Annotated in this window: 1 protein-coding gene and 1 pseudogene; both read left to right on the top strand. The window is 75.5% G+C overall.

Translation table 11 applies throughout. From position 1 onward, the window contains the following. The first annotated feature begins 42 nt into the window (after positions 1-42). Positions 43-12,501 (top strand): type I polyketide synthase, encoded by a 12,459-nt coding sequence (locus GSY65_RS02605; protein WP_159765745.1) that lies wholly within the window; start codon positions 43-45, stop codon positions 12,499-12,501. Positions 12,502-12,540: 39 nt separating this feature from the next. Further along, positions 12,541-22,185: pseudogene (locus GSY65_RS02600) on the top strand (type I polyketide synthase); the annotation flags it as partial. Between the last annotated feature and the right edge of the window lie 137 nt (positions 22,186-22,322).

Genomic DNA, 22,322 nt, shown 5'->3' with positions numbered 1-22,322 from the left:
ACCAGACCCCTCTTCCGTACGTACGCTCGAATCGGAGTACCCGTGGCGAACGACGACAAGGTTGTTGACTACCTCAAGCGGGTGACCGCCGACCTCCAGCGCACCCGCGGCAGGCTGCGCGAGCTGGAGGAGAGCCGGCGCGAACCCGTGGCGATCGTCGCGATGGCCTGCCGCTTCCCCGGTGGAGTGGAGACCCCCGAGGCGCTGTGGGACCTGGTGCGCGAGGGCCGCGACGCCATCGGCGCCTTCCCCGCCGACCGCGGCTGGCGCACCGACGCCCTGTCCGGCGCCGGGGTCCGTCTCGAAGGCGGATTCCTGCACGACGCCGCCGAGTTCGACGCCGGGTTCTTCGGTGTCTCCCCGCGCGAGGCGCTGGCGATGGACCCGCAGCAGCGGCTGCTCCTGGAGACGTCCTGGGAGGCCCTCGAACGGTCCGGCCTCGACCCGGCGGCCCTGAAGGGCACCGACGGGGGCGTCTTCGTCGGCGTCACCGACCAGAAGTACGGCCCCGAGGGCGACGAGGCGCTGCGGGAGGTCCGGGGCCACGTCCTCACTGGCACCACCGCGAGCGTCGCCTCCGGCCGGCTCGCCTACCACTACGGCCTGGAGGGCCCGGCGCTCTCCGTCGACACCGCCTGCTCCTCCTCCCTCGTCGCGCTCCACCTGGCGGTCCGGGCCCTGCGCGCCGGAGAGTGCTCCTTCGCCCTCGTCGGCGGCGCCGCCGTGATGGCCCGGCCCGGCCTGTACGAGGAGTTCCTGCTCCAGGGAGGACTCGCTGGCGACGGCCGCTGCAAGGCGTTCTCCGCGGCTGCGGACGGTACCGGCTGGGCCGAGGGCGCGGGCGTCCTGGTCCTGGAACGGCTGTCGGACGCCCGCCGCGCCGGACACCGCGTGCTGGCGGTCGTCCGCGGCACGGCGGTGAACCAGGACGGCGCCTCCAACGGCCTGACCGCCCCCAACGGTCCCTCCCAGCAACGGGTCATCCGCGCCGCCCTCACCGACGCCGGCCTCAGCCCCGCCCAGGTCGACGCGGTCGAGGCACACGGCACGGGTACCCGGCTCGGCGACCCCGTCGAGGCGCAGGCGCTGCTCGCCACCTACGGCCAGGACCGTGAACAGCCCCTGTATCTCGGCTCGTTGAAGTCGAACATCGGCCACGCGCAGGCGGCGGCCGGGGTCGGCGGCATCATCAAGACGGTGCTGGCGCTGCGCCACGGCGTCCTGCCGCGCACCCTGCACGTGGACGAGCCGACGCCCGAGGTGGACTGGTCGGCCGGGTCGGTGGAACTGCTCACCGAACAACGGTCGTGGCCGGAGACCGGCCGCCCCCGCCGGGCCGCGGTCTCGTCGTTCGGGATCAGCGGGACGAACGCCCACGTCGTCCTGGAGCAGGCGCCCGACGCCGCACCCGACGGGAGCGAGGTCGCCGCCGGGGCCGCCGGCACCCGCGGCGCAGTCACGCCGCCCGGCGCGGCGGCACCGAACGCCCCCGTGGCGCTGCTCCTCTCCGCCCGCGACACCGAGGCCCTGCGGGCACAGGCCGGCCGACTCCGCGACCACCTCGGCCCCGCGAACGCCGACGACCTGGACACCGATGATGCGGACTCCCGCGACGCGGCCGACGGCGGCGCGGACGGCGACGACCGTGACGACGTCCCCGACCCGCGCGGCGCGGCCCGTGCCCTGGCCGCCCGGCGGACCCGGTTCGCGCACCGGGCCGTGGTGCTCGGCACCGACCGCGCGGAGCTGACCGCCGCACTCGACGCCCTCGCCCAGGGCCGTCCCGACGCCCGTGCGGTGCACGGCACGGCGACGGCACCCGGACCGCTGGCGTTCCTCTTCACCGGCCAGGGCGCCCAGCGCGTCGGCATGGGCCGGGAACTGCACGCGGCGTACCCGGTGTTCGCCGCCGCCTTCGACGCCGTACGCACCAGGCTCGACGCGCGGCTGGAGCGGCCCCTCGCCGAGGCACTGGACTCCGAGGAACTGCTCGGCCGGACCGCCTACACCCAGACCGCGCTGTTCGCCTTCGAGGTCGCCCTGTTCCGGCTCCTCGAACACTGGGGCCTGACCCCCGACCACCTCCTCGGCCACTCCATCGGCGAACTCGCCGCCGCACACGTCGCGGGCGTGCTCGACCTCGACGACGCGTGCACCCTGGTCGCCGCCCGCGCGACCCTCATGCAGGCCCTCCCCGACGGCGGCGCCATGCTCGCCGTCGAAGCGGCTGAGGAGGAGGTGCCCGCCCTGCTCGACGCGGCCGGCACCACCGGCCGGCTCGCCGTGGCGGCCGTCAACGGCCCCCGGGCCACCGTGCTGTCGGGCTCCGCCGGAGCGGTCGACACCACCGCCGCCCTGTGCGCCGAACGCGGCCTGCGGACCCGGCGCCTGAAGGTCAGCCATGCCTTCCACTCGCCGCTGATGGACCCCATGCTCGACGACTTCCGCGCGGTCGCCGAAACCCTCACCTTCCACGCGCCGCGCATCCCCGTCGTCTCCGACGTCACCGGCCGCCTCGCCACCGACGAGCAGCTCCGCTCGCCCGACTACTGGGTGCGGCACGTCCGGGACGCCGTACGCTTCCACGACGGCGTCCGGCAGCTCGGCGCGCTCGGCACCACCGCCTGCCTGGAGATCGGCCCCGGCGGCGCCCTGAGCGTGCTGGCCCGCGACTGCCTGCCCGAGGCCGGCCCCGCCCTCGTCCCCTCCGTCCCGCACGGCCACCACGAGCCCACCGCTGTGCTGACCGCACTCGGCGAACTGCACGTCCGAGGCGTCGACATCGACTGGACCGCCGTCCTCGGAACACCCGACGGCGACTGCCCGGACCCGCCCACGTACCCGTTCCGCCGCGAACGCTTCTGGCTGCCGGCCACGGCCGGCACCGGCGGCCCTCTCCTCCCCGCCCCGGCGCCCGCCGTCACCGAACCGACACCCGCACCGGACGGGGACCGGGGCGTCGACCTGGACCTGGTGCGCGCGGTGGCCGCCGCGGTCCTCGGACACGCCGGCCCCGACGCGGTGCCCCCGGACCGCGCGTTCAAGGACCTCGGCTTCGACTCGCTGTCCGCCGTACGCTTCCGCGACCGGCTCGCCGAGGAGACCGGCCTGGCACTGCCCACGACCCTCGTCTTCGACCATCCGACCCCGGAAGCCGTCGTCGCCCACCTGAACGGCGACACCACCGGCCGCCACGCCCCCGTCCGCGCCCGCTTCGCCGACGAACCCCTCGCCGTCGTCGGCATGGCCTGCCGCTATCCCGGCGGCGTCACCACCCCCGAGGACCTGTGGCGCCTGGTCGCCGAGGGCCGCGACGCCGTCACCGCCTTCCCCCGCGACCGCGGCTGGGACCTCACCGCCCTGCGGCACATCGACGGCGCCACCCCCACGACCGGCGGATTCCTGCAGGGCGCCGCCGAGTTCGACGCCGACTTCTTCGGGATCTCCCCGCGTGAGGCCCTCGCGATGGACCCGCAGCAGCGGCTGCTCCTGGAAACCTCGTGGGAGGCGGTCGAACGCGCCGGTGTCGACCCGATGTCGCTGCGCGGCAGCCGCACCGGGGTCTTCGCCGGCATCGCGGGCTCCGACTACGCGGACGTCCTCGCCGCCACCCCCGAGACCGAGGGCCACGTCATGACCGGAACGGCGGGCAGCGTCGTCTCCGGCCGCGTGTCCTACGCGCTCGGCCTGGAGGGCCCTGCCGTCACCGTCGACACCGCCTGCTCCTCCTCCCTCGTCGCCCTCCACCTCGCCGGGCAGGCCCTCAGGACGGGGGAGTGCGACCTCGCCCTCGCCGGCGGCGTCACCGTCATGAACACCATCGGCGGCTTCCTGGAGTTCGCCCGCCAGGGCGGCCTCGCCGCCGACGGCCGCTGCAAGGCGTTCTCCGAGGCGGCCGACGGCACGGGATGGGCGGAGGGCGTGGGCGTCCTCGTCCTGGAACGGCTCTCGGACGCCCGCCGCAACGGCCGGCGCGTGCTGGCGGTGGTGAAGGGCTCCGCCGTGAACCAGGACGGCGCCTCCAACGGGCTCACTGCACCCAACGGCCCCTCCCAGCAGCGCGTCATCCGCGACGCCCTGTCCAACGCCGGCCTGTCGCCGGCCGACGTGGACGCGGTGGAGGCGCACGGCACCGGCACCCGCCTCGGTGACCCCATCGAGGCGCAGGCCCTGCTCGCCACCTACGGGCAGGACCGCGAACAGCCCCTGTACCTGGGCTCGTTGAAGTCCAACATCGGCCACAGCATGGCGGCCGCCGGCGTCGGTGGCGTGATCAAGACGGTGATGGCCCTGCGGCACGGCGTCCTGCCGCGCACCCTCCATGTGGACGAGCCGACCCACCAGGTCGACTGGTCCGCCGACACCGTACGCCTCCTCACACAGAACAGGTCCTGGCCGGACACGGGCCGCCCCCGCCGGGCGGGGGTCTCCTCCTTCGGCATGAGCGGCACCAACGCCCACGTCATCCTCGAACACGCCCCCGCCGAGACCCCGCCGCCCACCGGCGAGCACCCCGAAGGGCCCGCCGACGGGGAAGGCGTCCGCGGCGACGCGCCGGGCGCCCAACGCCCCGCCGTCCGGCCCTGGCTCCTCTCCGCACGCACCCCCGAGGCCCTGCGCGCCCAGGCCGCACGTCTCGCGGACCACCTCACCACCGCCGACACCACGCCGGCCGCCGTCGGCAAGGCCCTCCTCGGCAGCCGCTCGCTGTTCGAACACCGGGCCGTCGTCATCGGCACCGACGACACCGACCTGCTCACCGGCGTACGCGCCCTCGCCGACGGCACGGCCACCGCCCCGCAGGTCGTCACGGGCACGGCCCGGCTCCTCGGCCGGGGCCCCGTGTTCGTGTTTCCGGGTCAGGGGTCGCAGTGGGTGGGGATGGCGGTGGAGTTGCTGGAGGCTTCGCCGGTGTTCGCGGAGTGGATGGGGGAGTGCGAGCGGGCGTTGGCGCCGTATGTCGGCTGGTCGTTGCGTGAAGTCCTCGATGACGAGGTCGCGTTGGACCGGGTCGATGTGGTGCAGCCGGTGTTGTGGGCGGTGATGGTGTCGCTGGCGGGGGTGTGGCGGTCGTTCGGGGTGGAGCCTTCGGCGGTCGTCGGGCATTCGCAGGGTGAGATCGCCGCGGCGGTGGTGGCTGGTGGTCTGTCGCTGGAGGACGGGGCGCGTGTGGTGGCGCTGCGGTCGAGGGCGATCCTGGCGTTGTCGGGCAGGGGCGGCATGGCTTCCGTGCAGTTGCCGGTCGAGGACGTACGCACTTTCACGCCGGTGACGGACGGCCGGGTGGAGGTGGCCGCGGTCAACGGTCCTTCCTCGGTGGTCGTGGCGGGTACGCCGGAGGGTCTGGACGAGGTGGTTGCCGAGGCGGAGGCGCGCGGCGCGCGGGCCCGGCGGGTCGAGGTGGACTATGCCTCGCACTCGGCGCACGTGGAGGAGATCCACGACGAACTCGTGTCTGTTCTTGCTGATGTGGTGCCGTCCGTGTCGCGTGTGCCGTTCTTCTCGACGGTGACCGCGGACCGTTTCGACACGTCGGGGTTGGACGCGGAGTACTGGTACCGCAATCTGCGGTCCACGGTGCGGTTGGAGGCGACGGTGTCGGGGCTCGCCAGCGCCGGGCACGGTGTCTTCGTCGAGGTCAGCCCGCACCCCGTCCTGCTCGCGCCCCTCACGGAGACCGTCGAGAAGGCGGATGCCGAGCCGCTCGTGGTCGGGACGCTGCGTCGGGACGAGGGCGGTCCGGCGCGGATGTTCGCCTCCCTCGCCGAACTCGCCGTCTGCGGCGTCCGGGTGGACTGGTCCCCGGCGTACGCCGATCACGTGGGCGCCGGGCCCGTCGGTGAGCCGGTGGAGCTGCCCACGTACGCCTTCCAGCGGCGCCGCCACTGGCCGCAGACCCTCCCCGGTGGGGCCCTGGCCGACCCGGCGCACGACGAGTTCTGGCAGGCCGTCGAGGAGCAGGACGTCACCGCGCTCGCCGCCACCCTCGACCTGCCGCCCGACGAACCCGCGCTGCGCGCCGTGCTGCCCGCGCTCTCGTCCTGGCGCCGCGACCGGCGCCGGCGCGGCACGGTAGACGCGTGGCGGTACACCGTCGACTGGCGTCCCCTGCACCCGGCCCCGGCTCCCGCCGCGCTTCCGGGCACCTGGCTCATCGCCGTACCGGAGGCACTGCGGGACGATCCGGGCCTCGTGGCGGCGGCCGACGCGCTGCGGGAGCGAGCCGAACGGGCGGTGACCCTGACCGTCGCGCCGGACGACGACGCCGACACCCTCGCCGCACGTGTCCGGGAGATCGCGCCGACCGCCGCGGTGACCCTGACCGGCGCCGACACCACACCGCACCCCGCCGATCCGGTCGTGCCCACGGGTCTCGCCACCACACTGGCCCTTTTCCAGGCGCTCGTCAGGACCGGCACCGCGGCACCCCTGTGGTGCGTGACGCGGGGTGCCGTCGGCACCGCCGACGACGCCGGGCCCGCCGATCCGGCGCAGGCAGCCGTGTGGGCGCTGGGACGCGCCGCCGCCGTCGAACTGCCCCAGCACTGGGGCGGTCTCGTCGACCTCCCCGCCACCGTCGACCCGGCCGCCACCGACCGGCTCCTCGCCGTCCTCGCCGGCACCGACGGCGAGGACCAGGTCGCGGTACGGCCCTCCGGGGTCCACGCCCGGCGCCTGGTGCACGCCGCTCCCACGGCCGACGGCAACCCCGGCTGGACACCGCGCGGCACCGTCCTCGTCACCGGCGGCACCGGTGCCCTCGGCGCCCACGTCGCCCGCTGGCTCGCCCGGGACGGCGCCGAGCACCTCGTGCTGCTCAGCAGGCGGGGCGCCGCCGCACCCGGCGCGGACGCGCTGCGGACCGAGCTGGAGGAGACCGGCGTACGCGTCACCCTGCTGGCCTGCGACACCGGCGACCGTGCCGCCCTGGCCACCGCCCTCGCCGAGGTCGAACGCGACGGCGACCTGATCCGCGCCGTCGTGCACGCCGCCGGCGTGGGCGTCCTCGGACCCGTCGCCGACGCCCCGTTCGAGGACCTGGTCACCGTCCTGGGCGCCAAGGTCACCGGGATCGAGAACCTCGAAGCCGTCCTCGATCCCGACCAGTTGGACGCCGTCGTCTACTTCTCCTCCATCACGGCCGTCTGGGGGGCCGGCGACCACGCCGTCTACGCGGCGGGCAACGCCGTCCTGGACGCGCGCGCCGAACGGCGCAGCGCCGACGGGGTGCCCACCCTGTCGGTGGCCTGGGGGCCCTGGGCGGGCGGCGGCATGGTCTCCGACACCATCTACGACCAGCTCCGCGCCACCGGCCTGCCCGTCATCGACCCGGAGACCGCCGTCGCCGGACTGAGCACGGTCCTCGCCGACGGAGAGGTCGCGGTGATCCTCGCCGACGTCGACTGGGAACGGTTCGCCGAGGTGTTCACCTCCGGACGGCCCAGCCATCTGCTGGACGACATCCCCGAGGCCCGCCCCGCCGCTCCCGGGGAGCCGGCGACCGGCTCCGCCCCCTCCGCGCTCGCCCGCCGCCTCGCCGACCTCGACGGCGCCGCCCGCACCCGCGCCCTGCGCGAACTGGTGCGCGAACACGCCGCCGCGGTCCTCGGCCACCCCGACCCGGCCGCCGTGGACCCCCAACGAGCCCTGAAGGAGCTCGGCTTCGACTCGCTCACCGCCGTCGACCTGCGCAACCGGCTCGCCGCGGCCAGCGGCGTACGGCTGCCCAGCACCCTGATCTTCGACCACCCCACCGTCACCGCCCTCGCGGTGTTCCTCGGCGGCAAACTCCTGGGCGAACAGGAACGCCCCGCGCCGGTCGTGGTCAGGGCCGCCGCCGACGGCGACGACCCGATCGCCGTCGTGGCCATGGGCTGCCGCCTCCCCGGCGGCATCGGCTCCCCGGAGGAGCTGTGGCGGGCCCTCACCCAGGAGGCGGACCTCATCGGCCCGTTCCCCACGGACCGCGGCTGGCCCCTGCACCGGCTCCACGACCCCGAGGGCACCGCACCGGACTCCAGCTACGTCGACCACGGAGGCTTCCTCTCCGACGCCGCCTGCTTCGACCCGGCGTTCTTCAACATCTCGCCACGTGAGGCGCCGGCCATGGACCCGCAGCAGCGGCTCCTGCTGGAGACGTCCTGGGAGGCCCTGGAACGCGCCGCCATCGACCCGTCGACCCTGCGCGGCAGCCGTACCGGCGTCTACGTCGGCGTCAGCGAGCAGGGCCACACGGCACGCCTGCTGGACGCGGCCACCGACGTCGAGGGCTACTTCGCCACCGGCGCCGCCGCCAGCGTCGCCTCCGGCCGCATCGCGTACACGCTCGGCCTGGAGGGCCCGGCGGTGACCGTGGACACGGCCTGCTCGTCCTCCCTGGTCGCCCTCCACCTCGCCGTGCAGGCGCTGCGGGCCGGGGAGTGCGACCTCGCGCTCGCCGGCGGAGCGACCGTCATGTCCGAACCCGCCTCCTTCGTGGGCTTCAGCCGGCAGCAGGCCCTCGCCCGTGACGGCCGCAGCAAGTCCTTCGCCGCCGCGGCCGACGGCTTCGCCCTCGGGGAAGGCGCGGCAGTGCTGGTGGTGGAGCGGTTGTCGGACGCGCGCCGCAACGGTCATCCGGTGCTGGCGGTGGTGCGGGGTTCGGCGGTGAACCAGGACGGTGCGTCGAACGGTCTGACGGCGCCGAACGGTCCGTCCCAACAGCGGGTCATTCTGGACGCGTTGGCGAACGCGGGTGTGTCTCCGGCCGATGTGGACGCGGTGGAGGCGCATGGGACGGGGACGCGGTTGGGTGACCCGATCGAGGCGCAGGCGTTGCTCGCGACGTACGGTCAGGGTCGTGAACGGCCGTTGTATCTGGGGTCGTTGAAGTCGAACATCGGTCATGCCCAGGCGGCGGCCGGTGTGGCGGGTGTCATCAAGACGGTGCTGGCGCTGCGGCACGGGACGTTGCCGCGCACCCTCCATGTGGACGAGCCGACACCCGAGGTCGACTGGTCGGCGGGCTCGGTGGAGCTGCTGACGGAGGCACGGGCCTGGCCGGAGACCGGCCGTCCCCGCCGGGCCGGGGTGTCGTCGTTCGGGATCAGCGGCACCAACGCCCACGTCGTCCTCGAACAACCCGAGCCGCCCGCGCAGTCGGAGTCTGCGCCCGTCAGGCGGCCGGAGGCAGGGACCGTCGAGCACGAGCCCCCCGCCGTGCCCCTCGTCCTGTCCGCCCAGGACGACGCGGCCCTGCGCGCCCAGGCGGCCCGCTATGCCGCCTTCCTGGCGGAGCGCCCCGACGTCCGGCTGCCCGACCTGGCGCTCTCCCTCGCCACCACCCGAGCCGTCCTGCCCACCGCCACCGTCCTCACGGCCACCGACCGCGACCAGCTCCACGAGGCGCTCACGGCTCTCGCCGAGAACGGAGCCTCCGCCACCGACACGCCCTCGGGCGGTGGTCTGGCGGTGGTGTTCTCGGGTCAGGGTGCGCAGCGGGTGGGGATGGGGCGTGGGCTGTATGAGGCGTTCCCGGTGTTCGCCGCTGCTTTCGACGAGGTGTGTGCGGCGTTCGAGGGGTTGTTGCCGGGTTCGTTGAAGGAGGTGGTGTTCGGGGGTCCTGCGGAGGTGTTGGAGTCGACGGGGTGGGCTCAGCCCGGGTTGTTCGCGGTGGGGGTGGCGCAGTTCCGGTTGTTGGAGTCGTGGGGTGTGCGGGCGGATGTGGTGCTCGGGCATTCGCTGGGGGAGTTGGTGGCGGCTCATGTGGCGGGGGTGTGGTCGCTGTCGGATGCGTGTCGGGTGGTGGCGGCGCGTGGGCGGTTGATGCAGGGGTTGCCGTCGGGTGGTGCGATGTGGGCGGTGCAGGCGGAGGAGTCCGAGCTGGGGGAGCTGCCCGAGGGGGTGTCGCTGGCCGCGGTGAACAGCCCGGAGTCGCTGGTGCTTTCGGGGACCGAGGAGGCTGTGCGTGGGGTGGCCGACGGGTTCGCCGCCCGGGGTCGGCGGGTGAAGCGGCTGGCGGTCAGTCATGCGTTCCATTCGGTGTTGATGGAGCCGATGCTGGCCGACTTCGCCGGGGTGCTGGCCGGGGTGGAGTTCCGTGTGCCGTCGGTGCCGGTGGTCTCGAACGTGACCGGTGAGGTGGCGGGGGAGGAGCTGCGGACCCCGGGGTACTGGGTCCGGCATGTGCGGGAGACGGTCCGGTTCGCCGACGGGATACGTGCGGTGCGTGCCCAGGATGTGGGTACGGTGCTGGAGGTCGGTCCGGACGGTTCGCTGGTCTCCCTGGTCCAGGAGACCGTGCCCGATCTGCGCGCGCTTCCCGCTCTGCGCAAGGGACGGGACGAGACACGGGCGCTGGTCACCGCGTTGGGGTGGCTGCACGTGCGGTCGGTGGGCGTGGACTGGGCCGCGTTCCTGGCCGGTAGCGGTGCGCGCCGGGTGGAGCTGCCGACGTACGCCTTCCGGCGGGACGCCTACTGGCTGGAGACGGTCCGCGACTCCGCCGAGGAGCCCCGCACCGGGGACGGGGACCTGTACACGACGACCTGGCAGCCCGTCGAGGGCGTCACCCCGGCCGGGGCCCGGTGGACGGTGCTGGGACAGCCGGACGGGCGGGCCGGTCTGCTGGCCAAGGCCCTCGCCCTGCACGCCGGGAACACGGTGGACGTCCGGCCCGAGGCGTCGGGCGTGGACGAGGGCGCCGGATTCCTGGTCCTGCCCCTGGAGCCGCCCCTCCGGGCGGAGTCCGGCGCCGATGCGGACCGGTCCCGGGAGCGTGGTGGCCCGGATGCCGTACGCGGTCTCACCTACGACACGCTCGCCCGGGTGCAGTCCGTCCTGGCGCAGGAGCGGTCGGCGGACGTCCGGGTGGTCCTCGTGAGCGGGGGCGCGACCACCGGGGACCCGGCCGGTGCGGCGGCGTGGGGGCTGCTGCTGTCGTCGCAGGCCGAGCACCCCGGCCGGTTCCTGCTGGTCGACCTGGAGGACGACGACGCCGACGCGCCCGCCCTGGCGTCCGCCGTGGCCACCGCGCTGGCCCGGGACGAGACACAGATCGCCGTACGCGGTGGACAGGTGCGTGTGCCGCGGCTCGTTCCCGCCGAGGCCCCGCCCGCCGACACTCCCGCCCCCGCCCCCGCGTACGGCACGGTCCTGGTCACCGGCGGCACCGGGGAACTGGGCGCGCTCGTCGCCCGGCGGCTCGCCACCGGGCACGGTGTGCGCGACCTGCTGCTCGTGAGCCGGCGCGGCGCGGACGCGCCCGGAGCCGAGGCGCTCGCGGCCGACCTCGAACGGGACGGCGCGCGGGTCACGTTCGCGGCCTGTGACGTGTCCGACCGTGCGGCGCTCGCCGCCGTCCTCGCCGCCGTACCGGCCGACCGGCCGCTGACCGGCATCGTCCACACGGCGGGCGTCGTCGACGACGGCGTGGTCACCGCCCTCACCCCGGAACGCGTGGACACCGTCCTCGCCCCCAAGGCCGACGCCGCACATCACCTGCACGAGCTGACCCGTGATGCGGACCTGTCACACTTCGTGCTGTTCTCCTCCGCCGTCGGTACCCTCGGCGGCGCGGGCCAGGCCAACTACGCCGCCGCCAACGCCTACCTGGACGCCCTCGCCCGCGAACGCCGCGCCCAGGGGTTGCCGGCGACGTCGCTGGCGTGGGGGCTGTGGGGCACCGGCGGCGGCATGGGCGGACGACTCGCCGAGGTCGACCTGAGGCGCCTCGCCCGGGCCGGTGTGCTGCCGCTGGACGCGGAGCGGGGACTCGCCCTGTTCGACCGGGCCTGGGCGACCGGGGAGGCCGTCCTCGTGCCGCTGCGCACCGACCCCGCCGTCCTGCGGGACCGGGCCGCGGCCGGCACGCTGCCCGCCGCCCTGCGCACCCTGGTGCCGAGCACCGGCCGGGAGGCACCCGCGCGGACCCGGCCGCAGGGACCCGACGGCACGTACGCCGACGGCGCCCCCGTCAACGGTGCGGCCTCCGGTGCCGTACAGGCGGAACGGCTGGCGGCGCTGCCCGCCGCCGAACGGTCCCGGACCCTGCTCGACCTGGTCAGGGCGCGCGCCGCCGCCGTCCTCGACTATCCGTCGCCCGACAGCCTCGACCCGCGCCGGTCGTTCCGTGAGGCCGGGTTCGACTCGCTCACCGCGGTCGAACTGCGCAACAGCCTCGCCGCCGCCACGGGGCTGCCGCTGCCCGCCGCCCTCGTCTTCGACCACCCCAGCCCCGCCGCACTGGCCGAACAGTTGGAGCGGCGCCTCGTCGACCAGGCTGGTCCCGCGCACGCCCGGCAGCGGCCTGCGCTGCCCGCGCTGCTCGACCAACTGGAGGCGGCGCTCGCGGAACTCGGCGCCGACGACCCGGAACGGCCCCGGGCCACGGCCCGGTTGCGGGCCCTCGCGGGCGTCGGCACGGCCCCCCAGACGGGCGGCACCGACGTCGAGGAGCGGCTCGCCGCCGCCTCGGACGACGAGTTGCTGGACTTCATCCGCTCGGAACTCGGCAAGGAGTGAACGGTTCACATGGCTGATGGCAAGGAACTCCGCGACTACCTCAAGCAGGTCGCCGCGGAACTGCACCGGACGCGGGGGCGCCTCGGTGAACTGGAGTCGGCGGCCCGGGAACCGATCGCCGTGGTCGGCATGGCCTGCCGCTACCCGGGCGGAGTACGGTCACCGGAGGACCTGTGGCGGCTCGTCGACGAGGGCCGCGACGCGATCGGTCCCTTCCCCACGGACCGCGGCTGGGACCTCGCCTCCCTCTACGACCCCGACCCGTCGAAGGAGGGCACCTGCTACGTCCGTGAGGGCGGCTTCCTCGACGACGTCGCCTCCTTCGACGCCGCGTTCTTCGGCATCTCCCCCCGCGAGGCGCACTCCATGGACCCGCAGCAGCGGCTCCTCCTGGAGACCAGCTGGGAGGCCCTCGAACGCGCCGGGATCGACACCCTCACCCTGAAGGGCAGCCGCACGGGCGTCTTCGCCGGTGTCTCCCAGCAGGACTATGCCGCCCTGCTGACCGCCACCGAGGGGCGCATCGACGGCCACGGCTCCACCGGCGTCTCCAACAGCGTGCTCTCCGGGCGGATCTCCTACGTTCTCGGCCTGGAGGGCCCCGCCCTCACCGTGGACACCGCCTGCTCCTCCTCCCTGGTCGCCCTGCACCTGGCGGTACGGTCGCTGCGGGCCGGCGAGTGCGATCTGGCGCTGGTCGGCGGGGTCACCGTGATGTCCACGCCCGACGTGCACGTGATGCTGTCCCGGCAGGGCTCCCTCGCCCCCGACGGGCGCTGCAAGGCGTTCGGCGCCGTGGCCGACGGCGCCGGTTGGAGCGAGGGCGCCGGCGTCCTCGTCGTCGAGCGCCTCTCCGACGCGCTGCGCGGCGGGCACCCCGTGCTGGCGGTCGTCCGCGGCACCGCCGTCAACCAGGACGGCGCGTCCAACGGGCTGAGCGCCCCCAACGGGCCCTCGCAGCAGCGCGTCATCCGCGACGCCCTCGCCGACGCCGCGCTGACCGCCTCCGACATCGACGCCGTCGAGGCGCACGGCACCGGCACCCGCCTCGGCGACCCCATCGAGGCCGACGCGCTGCTCGCCACCTACGGCGCCGCCCGGCCCGAGGGACGCCCGCTGTGGCTGGGCTCCCTGAAGTCCAACATCGGGCACACCCAGGCCGCCGCCGGCGTCGGCGGCGTCATCAAGATGGTGCAGGCGCTGCGGGAACGGGTCCTGCCGAGGACCCTGCACGCCGACGAGCCCACTCCGTTCGTCGACTGGTCCGCCGGTACCGTGCGCCTGCTGGACGAGTCCCGCGCCTGGCCGGACGGCGAGGCGCCCGGCCGCGCCGCCGTCTCCTCGTTCGGCGTGAGCGGCACCAACGCCCACGTCATCCTCGAAGAGGCACCCCCGGCCACCGCTCCGACTGCGGCCTCTACGACAGAGGCACCCACCTCCGCCCCCGCGTCCACGAACACCTCCCCAGCACCACAGCCCTCCGCCACCGCCGCCCCGTTCCCCGCCGTCCTCTCCGCCCGGGGCACCGCCGCCCTGCGCGCCCAGGCGCGGCGGCTGGCCGACCACCTCACCGCACGCACCCCGCTCGGCGTCACCGACGTCGCCTTCTCCCTCGCCACCACCCGCACGCCCCTCGACCAGCGGGCGGCCGTGCTCGCCGCCGACCGGGACACCCTGGTCGCGGGGCTCCACGCGCTCGCCGCGGGCCGCCCGCACGACGCGCTCGCCGAGGGCGCCGCCGTCACCGGCAGGACCGCGTTCGTGCTGCCCGGCCAGGGCTCCCAGTGGCTCGGCATGGGACGCGAACTCCTCGACACCGAGCCGGTGTTCGCCGAGCACGCCCGGCGGTGCGCCGCCGCCGTGCGGGAACTCGTCGACTGGGACGTCCTCGCCGTCCTGCGGGGCGAACCCGGCGACGTCGACCCCGACCGCATCGACGTCATCCAGCCCGTGCTGTTCACCGTGATGGTGTCGCTGGCCCGGACCTGGCAGGCGTACGGCGTCGCACCGGACGCGGTGGTCGGCCACTCACAGGGCGAGATCGCCGCCGCGCACCTCGCCGGCGGCCTCGGCCTGCGGGACGCGGTCCGTGTCGTCGTCCTGCGCAGCCGCGCCCTGCGCACCCTCACCGTGCGCGGCGGCATGGCCTCCGTGCTGCTGCCCGAGGACCAGGTCCGCGCCCGGCTCGCACCCTTCGGCGACCGGCTGTGGATCGCCGCCGTCAACGGCCCCGCCTCCGTTGCGCTCACCGGCGACCCCGACGCCTGCGACGCGTTCGTGGCCGCCTGCCAGGCCGACGGCGTCCAGGCCCGCCGCATCCCCGGCGCCGCGAGCCCCGGCCACTCCCCGCACGTCGAGCCGTTGCGGGAACAGCTGATGGCCGAACTCGCCGGCCTCGAACCCCGCAGCGGCGACGTGCCGTTCTACTCCACCGTCACCGGCGGCCCCTTCGACACCGCCGGACTCGACGCCGCCTACTGGTGCCGCAACATGCGCGAACCCGTCCGCTTCGAACCCGCCGTGCGGGCGCTGCTCGCCGACGGGCACCGCCTGTTCGTCGAACCCAGCCCGCACCCCGTCCTCGTCACCTCCCTGCAGCAGTGCGCCGAGACCGACGACCACGAGGTCACCGTCACCGGCACCCTGCGGCGCGGCGAGGGCGGCCCCGGCCGGCTGCGCACCGCCCTGGCCCACGCCTGGACCGGCGGGGCGCCCGTCGCCTGGCCCCGCGTCTTCGCGGACACCGGCGCGAGCCGCGTCGACCTGCCCACCTACGCCTTCCAGCGCACCCGGCACTGGCCCGACGGCCCCCGCCGCCGCGCCGACGTCTCCGCGGCCGGCCTCGGCCCGCTCAACCACCCGCTGCTGGGCGCTGCCGTGCGGCTCGCCGACGACGACGGCGCCGTCCTCACCGGGCGCATCGCCCCGCACGACCACCCGTGGCTCGACGGATACCGCATCGGCGACCGGGCGGTCCTGCCCGGCACCGCGTTCGTCGAACTCGCCGTCCTCGCCGGCGACCAGGTCGGCTGCGGCAGGATCGAGGAACTCACCCTGCACACCCCGCTGCCCCTGCCCACGGACGGCGCCGTCGCCCTCCAGGTCAGGATCGGCGCCGACCGGGGCGGCCGCCGCACCCTCGCCGTGCACGCCTCCACCACGGGGGCCGGCACGGACGGACCGTGGACCGTGCACGCCACCGGCACCCTCGTCGCCGAGACCGGGGCCCCCGCCGCGGACCTCACGGCCTGGCCCCCGCCCCACGCCACCCCCGTACCGGTCGACGCCGTGTACGAGGGGCTCGCCGCGGCCGGCTTCGGCTACGGTCCCGAACACCGCCTGCTGGGCGCCCTGTGGCGCACCGACGACACGGTGTACGCCGAGGTCGCCCTGCCCGCCGCCCAGCACCCCGAAGCCGCCCGCTTCGGCCTGCACCCCGCCCTGACCGAGGCCGCGCTGCACGCCCTGCACGCCCTCGGCGACAGCCAGGGGGGCGCCGTGCCGTTCGCCGTGCCGTTCTCCTGGGGCGGCGTCGAACTCCACGCCACCGGCGCGGCCCGCCTCCGCATCCGCCTGACCCGCACCGGCGAACGCACCGTCGCCCTGCTCCTCACCGACACCACCGGCGCCCCCGTGGCTGCCGCCGACTCCCTGCTGCTGCGCCCCGCCGACCCGGCCGGCCTCCTCACCGTGCCGCCCGCCGAACGCCTCGACCTGGTCGACCCCCGCCCCGTGCCCCGGCCCGCCCGCACCCGCCGCACCGCCGCCACCGGCGCCGACGACGGCGATCCCGGCTCGCTGCGTGGCCGCCTCACCCCGCTCACCGAGACCGAACGCACCCAGGCCCTGCTGCGGCTGGTCCGGGACACCGCCGCCGCGGCCCTCGGCCACACCGACGCCGACACCGTCCAGGCCGCCCGCCCGTTCAAGGAACTCGGCTTCGACTCCCTGACCGCCGTCGACTTCCGCAACCGGCTCGCCACCGCCACCGGACTGCGCCTGCCCGTCTCCGTCGTCTTCGACCACCCCTCACCCCGCCTCATGGTGCGGGCGCTGTACACGGAGCTGTTCGACGACGCGGAGCAGACGCCCGCGACGGCGGCGGCCACGCCCGCGCGACGGGCCGCCGCCGACGGCGAGCCCCTCGCGATCGTCGGCATGGCCTGCCGCTTCCCCGGTGGCGTCACCAGCCCCGACGAGCTGTGGCAACTGCTCGCCGAGGGCCGCGACGGCATCACCGGCTTCCCCCGCGACCGCGGCTGGCGCGCCCAGGACGCCGCACGCGGCGGCTTCCTCGACGACGTCGCCGGCTTCGACCCCGGATTCTTCGGCATCACCCCGCGTGAAGCCCTCACCATGGACCCGCAGCAGCGGCTGCTCCTGGAGACCTCCTGGGAGGCGATCGAACACGCGGGCATCGACCCGACGACCCTGCGCTCCACCCGCACCGGCGTGTACGTCGGTGCCGCCGGGCTCGGCTACTCGCTGCTGTTCCCGCCCGGCTCCGAGCAACTCGCCGGGTACGCCGTCACCGGCACCGCCACCAGCGTCATCTCCGGCCGCGTCGCCTACGTCCTCGGCCTGGAGGGGCCGGCCGTCACCGTCGACACCGCCTGCTCCTCCTCCCTCGTCGCCCTGCACGACGCGGTCCAGGCGCTGCGCTCCGGGCAGTGCGACCTGGCGCTCGCCGGGGGAGTGTGCGTCATGCCGGACGCCTCCCTCTTCGCCGACTTCGAACGCCAGGGCGGCCTGGCGACGGACGGCCGGTGCAAGGCGTTCGCCGACGCCGCCGACGGCACCGGCTGGTCGGAGGGCGTCGGCCTGCTCCTGGTGGAACGCCTCTCGGACGCGCGCCGCAACGGACACCCCGTCCTCGCCGTCGTCCGCGGCACCGCCGTCAACCAGGACGGCGCCTCCAACGGACTCACCGCCCCCAACGGCTGGGCCCAGCAACGCGTCATCCGCGACGCCCTCGCCGACGCGGGACTCACCCCCGCCGACGTCGACGCCGTCGAGGCGCACGGCACCGGCACCCGGCTCGGCGACCCCATCGAGGCGCACGCGCTGCTCACCACGTACGGCCAGGACCGCGAACGACCCCTGTACCTGGGCTCGTTGAAGTCGAACATCGGGCACACCATGTCCGCGGCCGGCGTCGGCGGCGTCATCAAGACCGTGCTGGCGATGCGGCACGGGGAACTGCCCCGCACCCTGCACGTGGACCGGCCCTCCCAGCAGATCGACTGGACGGCCGGCGCGGTCGAACTGCTCACCGAACACCGTCCGTGGCCGGAGACCGGCCGCCCCCGCCGGGCGGGCGTGTCGTCCTTCGGCATCAGCGGCACCAACGCCCACGTCGTCCTCGAACAGGCCCCGGACGAGACCCCCGCCGAAACCGCACGGCAAGCCGCACCCGACGGCACGTCCGACACCACCCCGGGCGATGCGACCGACGGCACCCGCGAGGCGACGGCGGGCGGTTCGCGTTCCTGGCCGCTGCTGCTGTCCGCGCACGACGAGAACGCCCTGCGCGACCAGGCGGCCCGGCTGCTCGACCGCCTGGACTGCGACCCCGGCCTGACCGCCCTCGACCTCGCCCACTCCCTGGCCACCACCCGCGCCGCCCTCGGCCACCGGGCCGCCGCGACCGTCCGCGACCGCGCCGGTGCGAGCGCCGCGCTCACCGCCCTCGCCGCCGGCGACCTGCCCGCCGGGGTACTGCGCGACACCGCCCGCGAGGGCACCCTCGCCGTGCTGTTCACCGGGCAGGGCGCCCAACGCTTCGGCATGGGCCGCGACCTGTACGCCACCCACCCGGTGTTCGCCGAGACCTTCGACGCGGTGTGCGTCCACCTCGACCCGCATCTGGGGCGGCCCCTCGCCGAGATCGTGTTCGGCACCGGCACGCAGGACCCCGACCCGGAGGCCGTGCACCGCACCGAGTACACCCAGCCCGCGCTGTTCGCCTTCGAGACCGCCCTGTACCGGCTGCTGGAGAGCTGGGGCGTACGCGCCGACTACCTGCTGGGCCACTCCGTCGGCGAGATCACCGCCGCGCACCTCGCCGAGGTGCTGACCCTGCCCGACGCCTGCCGCCTCGTCGCCGCCCGCGGCCGGCTGATGCAGCGACTCCCGGACGGCGGCGGCATGCTCGCCGTCGCCGTCGACGAGAAGCGGGCCGTCGAGGCACTCGCGGACCACCCGGACGTCGCCGTCGCCGCCGTCAACGCGCCCGGCTCCGTCGTCCTGTCCGGCCCCGCCGAGGCCCTCACCACCCTCCGCGACCACTTCGGCGAACAGGACGTACGGGCGACATTCCTGACGGTCAGTCATGCCTTTCACTCGCCGCTGATGGAGCCGATGCTCGACGACTTCGCCCAGGTCGTCGCCGCACTCGACCTCCGTCCGCCGCGCATCCCCGTCGTCTCCGACCTCACCGGCGAACTCCTCACCCCCGAGCAGGCGTGCTCCCCCGACTACTGGGTGCGTCACGTCCGTGACACGGTCCGCTTCGCCGACGGGGTGCGCACCCTCGCCGCCGAGGGCGTCACCGTCCTGCTGGAGGCGGGACCCGACGGTGTCCTCACCGGATCGGCGCAGAACTGCCTGGACGCCGACGACGAACCCCCGGTCTGCGTCGCCGCGCAGCGCCGGAACGCCCCGGAGGACGAGACCCTCGTCACCGCCGTCGCCCGCGCCCACCTCGCGGGCACCCCCGTCACCTGGTCCGCCGTCTTCGCCGGCACCGGAGCCCGCCGCGCCGACCTGCCGACGTACCCCTTCCAGCGCACCCCCTACTGGCCCGAGCCCCGCCCCGCCGCGTCGACCGGTGACCTCACCGCGCTCGGCCTGCGCCCCGCCGGTCACCCGCTGCTCGGTGCCCACGTCACCTCGGCCGCCGACGGCACCACCCTGTTCACCGGCGAACTGTCCACGGCGACGCAGCCGTGGCTCACCGACCACGCCGTCCTCGACACGGCCCTCTTCCCCGGCACCGGTTTCGTCGAACTCGCGCTGTGGGCCGGCAGCCGCCTCGACTGCCCCCACCTCGACGAACTCACCCAGGCCGCCCCCCTGCTCATCCCCGCCGACGCGCCCGTGCAGCTCCAGGTCGCCGCCGGCCCGCCCGACGACACCGGCCACCGCGCCCTGTCCGTCCACTCCCGCACCGGCGACGACGACACCTGGACCACCCACGCCGAAGGCACCCTCGCCCCCCACCCGTCCACCACGCCCGCCGCGCCCCTCACGGCCTGGCCCCCGCAGGACGCCGAACCCGTCGACCTGACCACGTTCTACGACGACCTCGTCGACCACGGCTTCACCTACGGCCCCGCCTTCCGCGGCCTCACCGCGGCCTGGCGGCGCGGCGACGAGGTCTTCGCCGAGGTACGGCTGCCCGACCCCGCCCGCGGCGGTTTCACCCTCCACCCCGCCCTGCTGGACGCCGCCATGCACTCCCTGGCGTTCCGCCCCTCGGCGCCCACCACCGGCGGACCCCTGCTGCCGTTCGCCTGGCGGGGCGTCACCGGCCACGCCCAGGAGGCGACCTCGCTGCGCGTACACGTCCGCGACGAGGCCGAGGACCGGGTCGCGGTGGACCTCACCGACCCGTCCGGGCGCCCCGTCGCCTCCGTCGCCGCCCTGCACATGCGGGCCGCGTCCACCGCCGGCTTCGACACCCCACGCATCCGCCCCGAATGGCTGCTCCACACGGAGTGGACCTCCCTCGACCCGCCCTCCGACACCCTCGCGGACACCCTCCCGGGCCGGATCGCGGTCCTCGGCGACACCGCCGCGTACGCCCTCGCCGCGCCCTGGGCGGCGACCACCGAGGGCGTCGGACACCACACGGACCTGGACGCCCTGACCGGCGCGGACCCCCTGCCCGACGTGGTGGTCGTGCCGCTGCCGCCCGCCGAGCCGACGGCCGCCGCCGCCCGCGACGCCGTCCACCGGGCTCTCCACCTGCTCCAGCGGTGGACCACCGACAGCGCCCTCGCCGCGACCCGGCTGGTGCTGTGCACCTCCGGCGCCGTCCGCGCCACGGACACCGAGACCGTCACCGACCCGGCGGCCGCCGCGGTGTGGGCCCTCGCCCGCTCCGCCCAACTGGAGAACCCCGGCAGCGTCGTCCTCGTCGACGACCATCCCGACAGCACCACACCCCTGCCGCGGGCCGTCGCCCTCGCCCTGGCCCTCGACGAACCCCAACTCGCCCTCCGCGACGACCGGCTGCTCACCCCCCGGCTCGCCCGGCTCACCCCCGCCGCCCCGCCTGCCGCCGACGACCGGCCGGAAGCCGCCGACCCGTCGGCCCCCGTCCCCACCGACGGCGCCCCCGGTGTCTGGCCCGCCACCGGCACGACCCTCGTCACCGGCGCCACCGGCACCCTCGGCCGTCTCGTCGCCCGGCACCTGGTCACCCGGCACGGTGTCCGCGACCTGCTGCTGGCCGCGCGGCGCGGCGGCGACGCACCCGGCATGGAGGACCTGCTCACCGAACTGACCGGACTCGGCGCCACGGTACGGGTCGCGGCCTGCGACGTCACCGACCGTGCCGCGCTGGCCGCGCTGCTCGACTCGGCCCCCGGTCTGAGGGCCGTGGTGCACACGGCGGGCACCGTCGACGACGCCACCCTCACCGCCCTCACCCCCGCCCAGGTCGACGCGGTGCTGCCGGTCAAGACGGAGGCCGTGGAGCATCTGCACGAACTGACCGCCGACCGTGACCTGGACGCCTTCGTCGTCTTCTCCTCGCTCGCCGGCACCATGGGCGGCGCCGGCCAGGCCAACTACGCCGCCGCCAACGCCTTCGCCGACGCCGTCTGCCTGCGCCGGGCCGCCACCGGGCTGCCCGCCCTCTCCCTCGCCTGGGGCCCCTGGCAGCGCGGCGAGGGCATGACCTCGGGCGTCGCCGACAGCGATCTCAAGCGCATCGCCCGCGCGGGCCTGCGCCAGCTCGATCACCGCGAGGGCATGGCCCTGTTCGACGCGGCCCTCACCACCGGGGAGAGCGTCGCCGTCCCCGTACGGCTGGACACCTCCGCCCTGGAACCCGGCTCGCCCACCACGCCCGTCCTGCTGCGGGCACTCGCCGCCGCAACCCGCGGGGGCGGCACCGCGCAGGCCGCCCCGGCGGCCGGGCTGCGTGAGCGGCTGCTGCCCCTGTCCGAGGCGGACCGCACCACTGCCCTCGTCGAACTCGTCCGCGCGGAGGCGGCGACCGCCGCCGGACTGCCCTCCGCGGACGCCGTGCCCTCGGGCAGGCCGTTCCAGAACCTCGGCTTCGACTCCCTCATGGCCGTGGACCTGCGCAACCGGCTCTCCGCCCTCACCGGGCTGCGCCTGCCCGCCACCCTCGTCTTCGACCACCCCACCCCGAAGGACCTCGCCGCACTCCTCCACCAGGGCCTCGACATGGCGTCCGCGCAGGCACCCGACCCCGCCGTGCTCGCCCTGCAGTCCCTCGAAGAGGCCCTGCGGACCCCCGCCGAGGACCCCGCACGCAGGTCCTCCCTGGCGCTGCGCCTGCGGGTGCTGCTCACCAAGCTGGAGGAGACGCCGGCCGTCGGCGGCCCGGCCGCCGCTTCGGCCGCCGGGGACGACACCGACGCCGACCTCAGCACCGCCAGCACCGAGGAACTCCTCAGCCTGATCGGGGACGAGTTCGGCATCAGGTGACCCCCGCCACGGCCGGGCGGACACGGCCGCCACCCCTGGCCCGCGCACCACGCGGGTTAGGGGGCGGCCCCCCGGATTCTGGGGCTCCCACGCCCGGCGCGGAGCCGTAGCGTCACCACCGCGCCCACCAGCACGAC

Origin of the sequence: Streptomyces sp. HM190, from assembly GCF_009857135.1 — a bacterium.
Taxonomy (GTDB): domain Bacteria; phylum Actinomycetota; class Actinomycetes; order Streptomycetales; family Streptomycetaceae; genus Streptomyces; species Streptomyces heilongjiangensis.
The sequence above is the reverse complement of the archived record's forward strand: the minus strand, read 5'-3'. Positions and strand labels throughout refer to the sequence as shown.